General features: G+C 45.0%; 10 protein-coding genes and 3 pseudogenes. 6 read left to right on the top strand and 7 right to left on the bottom strand.

The window, feature by feature from the left end; all coding sequences use genetic code 11:
• Nucleotides 1–224 precede the first annotated feature (224 nt).
• The gene (locus O9334_RS08545; protein WP_287999835.1) at nt 225–1,421 is read right to left on the bottom strand and encodes a DNA double-strand break repair nuclease NurA; all 1,197 of its coding nucleotides are present in this window, start codon (nt 1,419–1,421) and stop codon (nt 225–227) included.
• A gap of 88 nt (nt 1,422–1,509) precedes the next feature.
• Entirely contained in the window at nt 1,510–2,673 is a 1,164-nt protein-coding gene (locus tag O9334_RS08550) for a HigA family addiction module antitoxin (RefSeq protein WP_287999836.1), read from the bottom strand.
• Nucleotides 2,674–2,764: 91 nt separating this feature from the next.
• Between O9334_RS08550 and O9334_RS08555 the strand changes: the two are divergent.
• Nucleotides 2,765–4,003 (top strand): annotated as a pseudogene (locus tag O9334_RS08555) (RNA-guided endonuclease InsQ/TnpB family protein).
• Between the two features lie 38 nt (nt 4,004–4,041).
• On the opposite strand, the pseudogene O9334_RS22850 reads toward O9334_RS08555, so the two are convergent.
• A pseudogene (locus tag O9334_RS22850) lies at nt 4,042–4,365 on the bottom strand (type II toxin-antitoxin system RelE/ParE family toxin); the annotation flags it as partial.
• Between the two features lie 418 nt (nt 4,366–4,783).
• On the opposite strand from O9334_RS22850, the gene rpsL reads away from it, so the two are divergent.
• The 5 genes from rpsL to rpsJ all read left to right on the top strand — a co-directional run bounded on the left by rpsL (nt 4,784) and on the right by rpsJ (nt 9,805).
• Nucleotides 4,784–5,167, top strand: coding sequence for a 30S ribosomal protein S12 (gene rpsL / locus O9334_RS08565; RefSeq protein ID WP_002740176.1), 384 nt, complete (start codon nt 4,784–4,786; stop codon nt 5,165–5,167).
• Between the two features lie 156 nt (nt 5,168–5,323).
• Nucleotides 5,324–5,794 (top strand): 30S ribosomal protein S7, encoded by a 471-nt coding sequence (gene rpsG, locus O9334_RS08570; protein ID WP_002758831.1) that lies wholly within the window; start codon nt 5,324–5,326, stop codon nt 5,792–5,794.
• Nucleotides 5,795–5,937: 143 nt separating this feature from the next.
• Nucleotides 5,938–8,013, top strand: a complete 2,076-nt coding sequence (gene fusA, locus O9334_RS08575) for an elongation factor G (protein ID WP_045360758.1) — start codon at nt 5,938–5,940, stop codon at nt 8,011–8,013.
• A 152-nt stretch (nt 8,014–8,165) separates the two neighbouring features.
• Nucleotides 8,166–9,395, top strand: coding sequence for an elongation factor Tu (gene tuf / locus O9334_RS08580; RefSeq protein WP_190381438.1), 1,230 nt, complete (start codon nt 8,166–8,168; stop codon nt 9,393–9,395).
• A 92-nt stretch (nt 9,396–9,487) separates the two neighbouring features.
• Entirely contained in the window at nt 9,488–9,805 is a 318-nt protein-coding gene (gene rpsJ, locus O9334_RS08585) for a 30S ribosomal protein S10 (protein WP_002740287.1), read from the top strand.
• Nucleotides 9,806–9,964: 159 nt separating this feature from the next.
• On the opposite strand, the gene glyQ is transcribed toward rpsJ, so the two are convergent.
• The 4 genes and pseudogenes from glyQ to O9334_RS08605 all read right to left on the bottom strand — a co-directional run bounded on the left by glyQ (nt 9,965) and on the right by O9334_RS08605 (nt 14,044).
• Nucleotides 9,965–10,840 (bottom strand): glycine--tRNA ligase subunit alpha, encoded by an 876-nt coding sequence (gene glyQ / locus O9334_RS08590; protein ID WP_190381437.1) that lies wholly within the window; start codon nt 10,838–10,840, stop codon nt 9,965–9,967.
• 190 nt (nt 10,841–11,030) lie between these two features.
• The gene (locus O9334_RS08595) at nt 11,031–11,954 is read right to left on the bottom strand and encodes a serine/threonine protein kinase (RefSeq protein WP_287999838.1); all 924 of its coding nucleotides are present in this window, start codon (nt 11,952–11,954) and stop codon (nt 11,031–11,033) included.
• A gap of 166 nt (nt 11,955–12,120) precedes the next feature.
• Nucleotides 12,121–12,216: pseudogene (locus O9334_RS08600) on the bottom strand (type II toxin-antitoxin system VapC family toxin); the annotation flags it as partial.
• Between the two features lie 232 nt (nt 12,217–12,448).
• Nucleotides 12,449–14,044, bottom strand: coding sequence for an SUMF1/EgtB/PvdO family nonheme iron enzyme (locus O9334_RS08605; RefSeq protein ID WP_287999839.1), 1,596 nt, complete (start codon nt 14,042–14,044; stop codon nt 12,449–12,451).
• Nucleotides 14,045–14,054 lie beyond the last annotated feature (10 nt).

The raw sequence follows: 14,054 nt of genomic DNA on the forward strand, positions 1-14,054 counted from the left end.
AGCTGCGTGTAAGCATCCCACCGAAAAACTAATGCGCGGGGGGTTTGGGGGCGGCGCCACGCCCCCAACGGGGGGTTTGGGGGGTAGAACCCCCCAAAGACTTGGATTGAGTGATCAAGTGGGAAGTAATACGGCCATCCGTTGAGTATGGGCTACATATCAAGAGAGGCACTCACGCAATAACTGGATTTAGCATAACCACTCCCCACTCCCTGTCTCCTCAATTAAGCGATACTACTGCGCTTTCTCGCTTCCTTATAAGATGTTCCCACATCCTGTAAACCGACTTTAATCATCTGTTGTTCCAAAAGGGCAAAAAAACGCAAGCGATCGCCACCTTTAATCACCGCTAAATTGTGCGCTTCCGCTAAGGCGATCGGATAACCATAACCTTTTAACACCTGGGCCAGTAACATACTCAAAGAGCGATCGAGTAATTCGCGCTCCTCCACCACCCAAGCAGGAACCTCTACCCTAGCGATTTCCGTCCCCACATGGAGATAACAGAAGTAAATGCGATGCTCATCCCCATAAAAATCGAGTATCTTCAAAGAACTGCGCCAAAAAGGACTTCTTTGCCCCGGTTCCAATAAATAACCCCAGAGAGAAGCATCCCGGAGAGGATCGACAACGCGACAAGGGGTTTTTTCTGGGTCTAAATCACCGCAATTGATCAAGCAATTGGGAGTATCATGGGGACAAGATTGTAAACGCAGGAAATTTAAACTTTCCGTGCTACGAGAAGCACTAATATAACCTATAAGCGGGATTCTAGCTGATTTTAAATCGTCCCAAGACTGAAAAATCGGTGGCAAAATTAAATCTTTTGCTTCCGGGGGGAGACTATCGATAAACCAATAGATCAAAGAACCATCCACGAGGGCTAAATTTGGCTCATAATGGGCCCCGGGGGGTTTTACCCAACGAGTAGCCATTTCCGCTAACATTTGGCTTTCTAATACCGTCCGACGATAACTCATCCACTCATCCACGCGAATACCCCACTGTTTAGAAATGTAGAGGTCTTCTGATTTGTAATAGACTTCGGGAATGCTATCGAGGAGAGGGTGCAAATTTTGACCATAGTGCAACATAATCCTACCGATATTAATTAGATAACAGTAGGCGATTTCGTGGTGAGAAGGGGCAATTTGGGAACCATCCGTGGCAAAAACGCTATGACTTTCGGGAGGGGGAAGGATACTAACGCGGGTGTCGAGAGGTTCGATCGGTAGCGCTACGGAGAAAATTAGGCGATCGTGCCAGTTATGATAGAGTTCTAGCAGTTTTTCCTGTTGCTGTTGAGCTTGTTCTAAAAGAATTTTAGCCCGTTGCACTCGCTCGCGACTAGCTGTCACTTCCTGTTGAAAATGTTGACTGATCCCTGGCATTTTTGCCGCTAATTTCGCAAGATCGAGCATAACTATCCTCTACCTGACTTTTTTTGATTTTATCGCAATTTTGTCAATTATTGCCAAATTTATCCTTAGTAATCTCCGCTTACAGCAGTTATCTTAATGGTGAGATAGGAAGTTTTCCTTTTGGGGAGTCGCTCGTCAATACCAAAAAGGAATCCTGCGTATTTAGACAATATTTCTCCTTAAGATCATTATAGTTTTGATAAGAAGTAATTTGCTCATGTTGCATTCTACCAACAATAATACCAGGGTGTATTCCTAGTTGTTCGGCAAATTGATTAATAGCTTTTCTATTCAGAGAATTATTGGCGATAAATCTCTGCCAATCTCCAGGATCAATTAAGAAATTAGCCGCAAAAACATCCGCCTCTTTTTCTTTAATTTTATCTCGAATATCTTTATCTTGCCCCTCTAAAAATAAAGTTCGTTTCCCATGTAATAAAATATGACCAGCTTCATGAAAAAAAGAAAACCAAAAATGATCATTTGTTTTGTATCGATCGCTCAATTGAATTAAAGCTCTGTGAGAACCTAACCAACGGGTAGCACCGTGTACCCTTGTTTTCGGAAGTTCAGGGACAAAGGCTAAGGCAACCCCCGCTGCCGCACAAAGCTCGATCATTTGCGGTTGAAATACCTCGATAGACTTAATAGTTAACGAACGAATTTGTCGCAAGGCATCTCTGAATTTCAACTCGTTGTAATCAGCACAATTAATTTTCGATGCTTCTATTTCTCCTTGACGTAACCATGCCGTTATTGCCCCTCGATCGCTATCAAATGCTTGAGACTTTCTAAAATCAATCGATAAATTTCTCCCCCAAATCTCCTCCCATTTCTCAGGGGAGACAACGGCAAAAAAATTCAAGCTCTCTCGTAATTGCTCTATTTTATCCTCATCAAACTTGAGCCAGCCTAATTCAGTCATCTGCCGATAAGGAATTTGTTTTAACCAGCCTAAATAACCTTTTAATCTTTGATTCTCATTTTTTCTCGCTAAATATTCCCGATAAAGTCTTTCGCGCTCTATCCAGAAACTGGCGGGAGTTCCTAACACTAACTCTATCTGTAAGGCGGTATCGATAGTAATCTCCGCTTTACCTTTTATGATCTCATTGATAGTCTTTTTTGGTCTGCCCATGCGTTGGGCGAGTTCCGATTGAGACATATTTCTTTCTTCTAGGATTTCGGCAAGGGTTTCTCCCGGTGGAGAAATAAAATCCGGTGCATATCTGTTCTCAATAGTATTAGTCATCGAAAATTTGGGTCTGAAACCCCGTCGTTCTACGACGGCTTTACTGTTAAATATGAGCATCGTTTACGAAATATATGCTAAAATGTGAGGTATGGAAAAAGCCTATTCGTTTCGATTTTACCCCACACCAACACAAGAGTCGCTATTGCGGCGCACATTGGGCTGTGTAAGATTAGTTTACAACAAAGCTCTCCACGAACGAACACAAGCTTGGTACGAAAAGCAAGAAAGAGTATGCTACGCTCAAACTTCTTCAATGTTGACCGATTGGAAAAAACAAGAAGAATTAGACTTTTTAAACGAAGTTAGCTGTGTACCTTTACAACAAGGGTTAAGACACCTACAAACAGCTTTTACTAACTTCTTTGCTGGTCGGACTAAGTATCCTAACTTTAAGAAAAAACATCAGGGAGGAAGTGCCGAATTTACCAAATCTGCTTTTAAGTTCAAAGACAAACAAATCTATTTAGCCAAATGCACAGAACCTTTACCTATTCGATGGTCAAGACAAATACCAGAAAGCTGTGAACCAAGCACAGTAACAGTCAGATTACATCCTTCTGGACGTTGGCATATTTCAATAAGATTTGATGACCCAACAATCCAGCCATTACCCCCAACCGATAAAGCCATCGGAATTGACTTAGGAATTAGTAGCCTAGTAATTACCAGCAATGGCGATAAAGTATCTAATCCTAAGCACTTTAAAAAGCATTATCGGAGACTGCGAAAAGCGCAAAAAAATCTTTCTCGAAAACAGAAAGGGTCAAAAAATCGGGAAAAAGCAAGAATCAAAGTAGCCAAGATTCACGCTCAAATCACCGATAGTAGAAAAGACCATTTACATAAGCTAACCACTCAATTAGTTCGTGAAAACCAAACGATTGTGGTTGAGAACTTAGCCGTCAAGAATATGGTCAAAAACCCGAAATTATCTCAGGCAATATCTGACGTTAGTTGGGGAGAAATCACTCGACAATTAGCCTATAAATGCCGTTGGTATGGCAGAAATTACATCGAAATAGATAGATGGTTTCCCAGTTCTAAAAGGTGTAGTAATTGCGGGTATATTGCTGAGAAAATGCCGTTAAATGTTCGAGAATGGGATTGTCCAGACTGTGGGACACACCATGACCGAGATATTAACGCCAGTAAAAATATTTTGGCCGCAGGGCTTGCGGTGTCAGTCTGTAGAGCGACCTGATGACCAGAACAGAGTAAATCTGGGGCGGCAGGTGCGAAAAATCCTTCGGGAAAGAAGCAGAAACCGTTCGGACCTCGGCGTGAGCTCGGTCGAACGCTGAGCTCACGGCCGAAGCCCAAATCGTGAGGTTTGGGAATCGCCGTCCGTTTTACGGCGGCGAGGATGTCAACTATGCCAATAATTACGACTGCGGTTACTTTCTGCCAATCAATTCCCCCGTCTGCTTTTCGAGGAATCGGTATATTAGCTGGCTCAAAAATTAGTCTGAGAGGATGAACTAAATCTAGAGATAGTTGTCCAGCACGGTTATGTAACAATTCGTGGCAACGTCCCGGCAGCGATCGCATTTACTCCAGGACAATAACTGCTTTTAAGTCATCGAGTCTTTGCCTGATTTTCTTAGCCATCTTCTCTCCATACTGTTTTTTCAGTAGTCTTTGGCTATTGCATTCGTTCTCAAATTTTTTTTCCTTAAATACAATATCCATTGTAGATGACCCTTGTAATATTGTTAACCTTTGAGGTTAACAATATTTTATGGTAGCCTGTGGTGCATCCAGTACAAAAGCTCTAAATATAGCGTTAAGAGCTAATAGTCTAGACACCAGTTCTAAAAATGAGGTTAGCTAGAGACAGTTTTTCAGACATTAGCCGATTAATCAGGTGATAATTATTGCTAGAATCGCATAACCAAGCCAAAACAACGAAGCTGTAATTTTATCGCCTAATAACGCCCGAATTGAGTGCCGCCGCCGCCCAAGAAAAAGACAATCTCTAACATCTAAACCGGAGAAAAGCACAATCGCGGACTTGACAACAAGAGCGACAATTTGCTATAATGACCTTTTGTCAACGATTTGACCTTCGGTAATAGGAGTTCAGAGTAACCTTAGATACAGCCCTATCATGCCCACCATTCAGCAATTAATACGCGACGAAAGATCCAAAGCGAAAAGAAAAACCAAATCTCCCGCCCTCAAACAATGCCCCCAACGCCGGGGAGTTTGTACAAGAGTATATACCACCACACCGAAAAAACCCAACTCAGCCCTACGGAAAGTGGCTAGGGTACGTTTGACCTCTGGATTTGAGGTGACAGCCTACATCCCGGGCATCGGTCATAACCTACAAGAACACTCGGTCGTCCTGATTCGGGGCGGTCGGGTCAAAGATCTACCCGGAGTCAGATATCACATCATTCGCGGCACCCTCGATGCCACCGGGGTGAAAAACCGTCAAAAGGCGCGGTCTAAGTACGGAACCAAACGCCCCAAACCCGCCGCTAAATAAACAGGGGATTGATTAACCAAAAAAAATACTCCCACCGAGTCGGTCAAGGTTAACCCAAGAGACTGAAGACTCGCAGGAGAGGGTTTGAGATGGGCTGTAATCATCCGACTGTCAACCAAAAGTTAAAGTTAACCTAGAAAATCAAGGAATATTCCGATGTCTCGCCGTAAAAACGTCAAAAAACGTCCTATTCCCCCCGATCCCGTCTATAATAGCTGTTTAGTCAGCATGACCATCCGCCGGATCATGCGCTCGGGTAAAAAATCCCTAGCCGCTAACATCGTTTACGATGCCCTGAAAACCGTCGGCGAACGTACCGGTCAAGAACCCCTAGAAGTATTTGAAAAAGCCGTTAAAAACGCCACTCCCCTAGTGGAAGTGAAAGCCCGCCGGGTCGGTGGAGCCACCTATCAAGTACCGATGGAAGTACGCAGCAACCGTGGCAGTACATTAGCACTACGTTGGTTAGTCCATTATGCCAGAACCAGAGGTGGCAAAACCATGGCAGGTAAACTAGCCAACGAGATCATGGATGCGGCCAATGAAACCGGCGGCACGATCAAAAAACGGGAAGAAACCCACCGGATGGCAGAGGCAAACAAAGCCTTTGCCCACTATCGTTACTAAGAAAGATACTTTAAAGATACTTTAAGGGCGGTGGACCACACCGCTGCCGCCAAAAAACTGTCAAGAAAAGTATAGAATTGTAAATAGTGTAAAAAATCCTAGAACAAAATCCCATCACTGGCAAGCAAAGCAAGGAGGTTGCTGTGGCACGGACTATCCCGCTAGAGAGAGTGCGAAACATCGGAATCGCCGCTCATATAGACGCGGGCAAAACAACGACAACAGAAAGAATCCTGTTCTACACGGGAGTCGCTCATAAACTGGGCGAAGTCCACGACGGAACGGCAATTACCGACTGGATGGAACAGGAACGGGAGCGAGGAATCACCATCACCGCCGCCGCCATCAGTACCAGTTGGCAAGATCATCGCATCAACATCATTGATACCCCCGGCCACGTCGATTTCACCATTGAAGTGGAACGTTCCATGCGGGTACTCGATGGCGTGGTGGCAGTTTTCTGCTCTGTTGGTGGTGTACAACCCCAATCGGAAACCGTCTGGAGACAAGCCGATCGGTACAAAGTACCCCGGATTGCCTTTGTCAACAAAATGGACAGAACGGGAGCGAACTTCTTCAAAGTTTACGAACAATTAAGAGATCGCCTCAGAACTAACGCCGTTCCCATCCAAATGCCGATCGGCGCAGAAAGCGAACTGAGCGGGATCGTTGATCTCGTCAAGATGCGCGCCTATATATATAAGGACGATCTAGGGAAAGACATAGAAGAAACCGACATTCCCGAAGACTTATTGAAAAAGGCCGAAGAATTCCGCCTGCAGCTGGTGGAAGCTGTAGCGGAAGCCGATGAAGAACTCCTAGAAAAATATCTAGAAGGTGAAGAACTCACCGAAGCCGAAATCAAACGCGGTCTCAGAGAAGGGACGATTGCAGGTACAATTGTTCCCGTCCTCTGCGGCTCGGCTTTCAAAAACAAAGGGGTACAACTGCTCCTTGATGCCGTGGTAGATTACCTACCCTCGCCATCGGAAGTAGCCGCCGTTAAAGGGATTCTTCCCGATGGCAGCGAGGCAATCCGGGAAGCCAAGGACGATGCGCCCTTCTCCGCCCTCGCCTTCAAAATCATGGCCGATCCCTTCGGTCGTTTGACCTTCCTGCGGGTCTATTCCGGTGTGTTAGCCAAAGGCAGCTACGCCTACAACTCCACCAAAGGAACCAAAGAACGGATCGCTCGCCTGATCGTCCTCAAATCCAACGAACGGATCGAAGTGGATGAACTGCGCGCCGGTGATCTAGGAGCAGCGATCGGACTGAAAAACACCATTACCGGGGATACCCTCTGTGATGAGAAAAACCCAGTTATCCTAGAATCCCTCTTTATCCCCGAACCGGTGATCTCCGTGGCGGTGGAACCGAAAACCAAACAGGACATCGAGAAACTCAGCAAAGCTCTGCAAGCTCTCTCCGATGAGGATCCCACCTTCCGGGTCAAAGTTGATCCCGAAACCAATCAAACGGTAATCGCCGGGATGGGAGAACTGCACTTGGAAATCCTCGTCGATCGAATGCTGCGGGAATACAAAGTCGAAGCAACCGTGGGCGCTCCCCAAGTTGCCTATCGGGAAACCGTGCGGAAACCCGTGCGCGCCGAGGGTAAATTTATCCGTCAAAGTGGCGGTAAAGGACAGTACGGCCACGTCGTCATCGAACTCGAACCGGGGGAACCGGGATCCGGCTTTGTCTTCGTCTCCAAAATTGTCGGTGGTGCTATCCCCAAAGAATACATCAACCCGTCAGAACAAGGGATGAAAGAAGCTTGCGAATCGGGGATCGTCGCGGGTTATCCCGTCATCGACCTGAAAGCAACCCTTGTGGATGGTTCTTTCCACGATGTGGACTCCTCCGAGATGGCCTTTAAGATTGCCGGTTCCATGGCGATCAAGGAAGCGGTGATGAAAGCCGCTCCCGTTCTCCTAGAACCGATGATGAAGGTGGAAGTGGAAGTACCCGAAGACTTCATCGGTAACGTCATCGGTGATCTTAACTCCCGTCGGGGACAAATCGAAGGTCAAGAAACCGAGGCCGGCATCGCCAAAGTGGCCGCTAAAGTTCCCCTAGCGGAAATGTTCGGTTACGCCACTGATATTCGCTCCAAAACCCAAGGACGGGGCATCTTCACCATGGAATTTAGCCATTACGAAGAAGTCCCCCGCAACGTGGCCGAGACGATTATCACCAAAAGTAAAGGGAACGGCTAATCAGTGACCAGTGACCAGTGTGCAGTGAGAATAAACCGATCATTTAAATTTGATCGGTCAACCCTAATAACTGCTAACTTAAAACTGATCTCTGGCGACTGATTACTGTTCACCGACCTGAAGAAGAAAAAAAACAAAGGAACAGAAAGTAAATGGCACGCGCTAAATTTGAACGGACGAAACCCCACGTTAACATCGGTACGATCGGTCACGTTGACCACGGCAAAACTACCCTCACCGCCGCTATCACTATGACCCTAGCGGCCCTGGGTAATGCCCAAGCTAAAAAATACGATGAAATCGATGCCGCTCCCGAAGAAAAGGCCCGCGGGATCACCATCAACACCGCTCACGTTGAGTACGAAACTGCTGATCGCCACTACGCTCACGTTGACTGCCCTGGCCACGCCGACTATGTAAAAAACATGATCACCGGTGCGGCACAGATGGACGGTGGTATTCTCGTGGTCTCGGCCGCTGATGGCCCGATGCCCCAAACCCGGGAACATATCCTGCTGGCTCGTCAGGTGGGTGTACCTAACCTCGTGGTCTTCCTCAACAAAAAAGATATGGTGGACGATGAGGAGTTACTGGAACTCGTAGAACTGGAAGTACGCGAACTTCTCACCAATTACGACTTCGCTGGCGACGAAATCCCCATTATTGCCGGTTCTGCTAAAGAAGCCCTCGATTACATGACCAAAAACCCCAAGGCCCAAAAAGGCGATAACGAGTGGGTGGACGCAATTTATGAATTAATGGAAGCGGTAGATAGCTATATCCCCACCCCTGAACGGGATATCGATAAACCCTTCCTGATGGCGGTAGAAGACGTATTCTCGATTACTGGTCGGGGGACGGTGGCTACCGGTCGGATCGAACGCGGTATTGTGAAAGTGGGTGATAACGTGGAATTGGTGGGGATCAGAGATACCCGCGCCACCACCGTCACCGGGATCGAAATGTTCAAGAAAAGTCTTGACCAAGGGATGGCCGGTGACAACGCTGGTATCCTCCTGCGTGGTATCCAAAAAACCGACATCGAGCGCGGCATGGTTATCGCTAAACCGGGTACAATCAAACCCCACACCCAGTTTGAAGGTGAGGTGTATGTGTTAAGTAAAGAAGAGGGTGGTCGTCACACTCCTTTCTTTAAAAACTATCGTCCTCAGTTCTATGTACGGACAACCGACGTAACTGGCACTATCCAAGACTACACCGCCGATGATGGCAGCACTGTAGAAATGGTCATGCCGGGAGACCGGATCAAAATGACCGTGGAACTGATCAACCCGATCGCTATTGAACAGGGTATGCGCTTCGCTATTCGCGAAGGTGGTCGCACCATCGGTTCCGGCGTTATCTCGAAAATTATCAAGTAGGCTAATCTATTAATTAACGGGGCAGTTAATGATAAAAAACTGCTCCGTTACTGTCTTTATTTTGTACCTTGACAATTGCAATAGGTGAAATTATGGCTACGTTACAACAACAGAAAATTCGCATTCGTTTGAAAGCTTTTGACCAGCGCTTACTTGACACTTCCTGCGAGAAGATTGTCGATACTGCCAATAGAACTAACGCCACAGCGATCGGACCGATTCCCCTACCGACAAAAAGAAAGATTTATTGTGTCCTGCGTTCCCCTCACGTTGACAAGGACTCCCGTGAACATTTTGAAACCCGCACCCATCGCCGCATTATTGATATTTACCAACCCTCTTCTAAGACAATCGATGCTTTGATGAAATTAGATTTACCCGCAGGGGTTGATATTGAAGTTAAATTGTAAATGCCAAAAAGATGTTAGCGATAACATCTTTTTTTCTTTCCCACTATCCTATACTTTTTAAACAAGATTTAGTATAAATAGGATTTTTTATAAAAAAAAGTTATTAAACGAGGGCCAATACAATTGCTAGGGGTGCATCGCCAAAGATGCACCAGATTGCTAAACCCTTTGTAGGGGAAAACCTAAAGCTTCTCGTTGCTGTAAATACAATTGAGCAACCTGTCGAGCTAAATTGCGAATTCTGCCGATATAACGGGTTCTTTCGGCTACAGCAATCACACCTCTAGCATCGAGTAAATTAAAAGTATGGGAACATTTGAGAACATAATCTAGACTGGGAATCACCAGAGAGCGATCGATTAATTGTTTGGCTTCCTGTTCATATAAACTGAATAAACTAAATAATAACTCAGGATTAGAAGCCTCAAAATTATAGGTACATTGTTCGATTTCATTTTGCAGAAAAATATCACCGTAGAGGATATTTTCATTCCATTGAATTTTATTAATTGCCTCTACATCTTGCAGATACATGGCTAATCTTTCTAAACCGTAGGTAATTTCGATCGCCACGGGACGACAATCGATGCCCCCACACTGTTGAAAGTAGGTAAACTGAGTGATTTCCATACCATCTAACCACACTTCCCAACCCACACCCCAAGCACCGAGGGTGGGAGATTCCCAGTTATCTTCCACGAAGCGAATATCGTGATCTTCTGGGTGAATTCCTAACACCCGCAGGGAGTCTAAATAGATTTCCTGAATATTATCAGGAGAGGGTTTAATTAGGACTTGATATTGATAGTAATGCTGAAAACGATTGGGATTTTCGCCATAACGGCCATCCGTAGGACGACGACAGGGTTCCACATAGGCAACTGCCCAAGGTTCCGGACCAATTGCCCTTAAAAAAGTGTGGGGACTCATGGTTCCCGCACCTTTTTCTGTATCATAGGGTTGAGCAACTAAACAACCGCGATCGGCCCAAAATTCATTTAATTTAGCGATAACAGCTTGGAAAGTTAGAGACATGGGAAAAAGTAAAAAAGCAGATTAGGGGTTGGGGAAGTGGGAATTATAAATTATAAATTATGAATTATAAATTGGGAAGTGGGGAAGTGGGGAAGTGGGGAGCTTTTCAGTGATCAGTAAACAGTAAACAGTGAACTGATAACTGATAACTGATAACTGATAACTGATAACTGTCTCCTGACGGTTAAAGTCATTGACTGACTTTTAACTGCAAGCGAAAGTGAACGGGGGTAGAAGATTGGGGGAGAATAACTAATTCATAAAATCCCTCTTCGGGTAATTGACCGGACCATTGCCGATCGCTAGACTTGTCTAAAAGGGTAATATTACCCGTGGGAGAGTAGAAAGATAGTAAAACTTCGCCTTCCGTCTCTAAATTTAAGTCTAACCGATCACTGGAACGCAATTTTATTGCATAGGCTTTTCCTTGTCCCTCGCTGAGAATTGCCTCGATCACTTCCTCTCCCCCCGCGTCTAAACTTTCGATCGCTTGGTAGGATAGGCCAGACTGTAAAGATTGTAACTGATTCCAGGCCAAGCCGCTCCACAATTGCCCCAGACTACTATCAAAATTTGGTCTTTCTGTCAATTCGGGAAATAAATGAAAAAAAGCAGTATCAGTGAGTAAATTGAGGACTTTACTGCTTAAGCGTAACTGATTCACTTGTTCTCGCCATTTTTCTCGTTGTTGCTCGTCGTAGCTACCTAATGCTTCTCTAGTGCCAGAATCGAGAAGTTCTAAGCGATCGAGGATTTCTGCTGCTAAAATATCTCTTTGTTCCTGTTTCTGTTTTTCCTCTTTGATATCCCCATAGCGGAGGCTAAACAATTCATTGACGAGATTTTTAAAAAACTGACCATCAATTCCCAACTCTAGACGACGCTTTCTCATCTCGGCTTTCCGTTGCCATCCCCGATCTGTGGCAGAATTAAAATTATTTTCTTCCGTGGCAAAAACGGGTTTAACGGTTTGGGTTTGATTGCTGTGTTTAACCCACTGTTTCCCAATTAACCAGCCTATTGCCGCCGATAATAACATCAAGAGGCAAAAAATAGCGATCCTGCCAGAACAGCCGAGAAAAACGGGCGATTTATTCCGAGAATTAGCGGCCATTGTCTCCTTAGACGATTTGGGGTTTTGATATTTCAAAGATGAGATTAACACAAATAATAGGCTAAGACGCATTTTAAGCGCCTATCCTTAGATTAGCTGAATCTCCCCCAATCCCTTTACCATCGCCTCTTGTCTCATCTCAACAAGCAGTTTAAACACAAGGACAGCTTATCTCAATATTAGCCGCCACAATAATATCTCTGCGGGGTCGAGCAGTTAGGTAGCCTAAGATACTGGTTTCAATACAGACGCTTTCGCTCACGGCCATAGGAGAAAATCTATCCAACCTCCATCATACCCTATTTAATTGTCGTCAACCCAACCTTGCATCTTCATCGGCTCGCGTCCTGTAGGACTGCTCCCAAAAAGGCAAAAGCTCCCCAGGACGCACCCTAGAAAATCTCAAAAAAAAATCGACCCGCCTAAGGGCGGGAAAAAGAGAAAAATTGAAAAATAGGGAATGAGGGTAAAAAGGGAAAAAAAGGGAAAAAGGGTTATAGAGTCCTCCCAGCACCGCACACCACCCGAAAACCGTCGTAGTCGTCGCCGTTGCCGCGGCGGGCGAGGTTGTTGCGAATCGCGGAACGGCAGTTATAAGGATTGCTGCCCCAGGAACCGCCCCGCAATGGAGAACGATTATCATTACCATTTTTTATCCAAGCACTGCCATCCCTTGGCGCTCCGATATAGTTATCGTGCCAATTGTCCTCGCACCACTCCCAAACATTGCCACTCATGTCATACAGTCCCCAACCATTGGGCCTTTTCTGGCCCACAGGATGAGTTTTACTCTGAGAATTTGCGCTATACCAAGCGTAATCTCCTAACTGACTAGCATCATCACCAAAATAATAGCGAGTAGTAGTCCCCGCACGACAGGCATATTCCCATTCCGCTTCCGTCGGTAGGCGATAGGTTTTCCCTGTTATTTGACTCAATTTTTGACAAAAGGCTTGAGCATTGTTCCAACTAACCCTTTCTACCGGATTTTGGGGATTGTTTTGAAACTCAGAGGGATTGGTTCCCATTACCGCTTCATATTGTGCCTGAGTCACTGGATATTTGCCAATCGCAAAACTGTTGACTTTAACTTGGTGTGGAGGCTTTTCATAATCACTGTCAGCAGATCCCATGAGAAATTGACCTGCTGGTAAGCTCACCATCTCCAGTGTGACTCCGTTGGATATTTTTTCGGTAAATGGAGTAGGTGAAGCAATTAGGGGTATTGGTGAAACAGGCTTTTTGACTGCTGCCGGTGCTGGTGGAGGTGACGGGGGAGAAGTCCATCCCAGAGGTTGTAAGGCATTTAAAACCTGTTGTGCTGTCCATCTTTGTTTTCTATCTTTTTGCAAACACCCTTCAATAATCTGTTTAAACTCTTTCGGTAAACTGGGGATTTGTAAATCACAATTCATCACCTTCGCCATTAACTGGTTAATATCATTATTAAACTTATAGGGAAGTTGATTAGTCGTCATTTCGATTAACATAATACCTAATGACCACAGATCCCAAGCTGAGGAAATATCCCCCCTAAAGGCTTCGGGAGGCATATAAATAATCGTACCTTTAGGGTTGACTGTTTGAGTGTGACTTTTATTATTTAAAGTTCTAATTAAGCCAAAATCTGCTAACTTGTATTGTTGATTAACCTTGAGAATATTACCCGGTTTTAAATCTCGATGGACTTTATTTTGTCGATGAAGATAATTTAAACCCTGGGCGACTTGAGCAGTAATATTTTTAATCTCATCCGCTGACAAACCGCCTTTGGCGATGTGATTTTCTAGGCTACCCTGTGCCAATTCCATCACTAAATAAAGCATCTCCGTATTGAAAAAAGTACATTCCCCCACTGAATAAGCCTTAATTAAATTAGAATGTTCTAACTTTCTGGCATTTTTTAACTCAATTAATTTATCATCGCTACTTTCGGGGATAACTTTAACAGCAACTTCTTTAACCAATGTATTTCTGACCATTTCACTAGCATGAAATACACCCCCAAAACCACCCGCACCGAGAAACTTATTAAGACGATAGGGACCTATTTGTTGCCCTTCCAACATCTTCATCATTTGGTCTAGCATAATAATAACT

The sequence above is a fragment of the Microcystis sp. LE19-8.1F genome (assembly GCF_027531715.1).
GTDB lineage: Bacteria > Cyanobacteriota > Cyanobacteriia > Cyanobacteriales > Microcystaceae > Microcystis > Microcystis wesenbergii_A.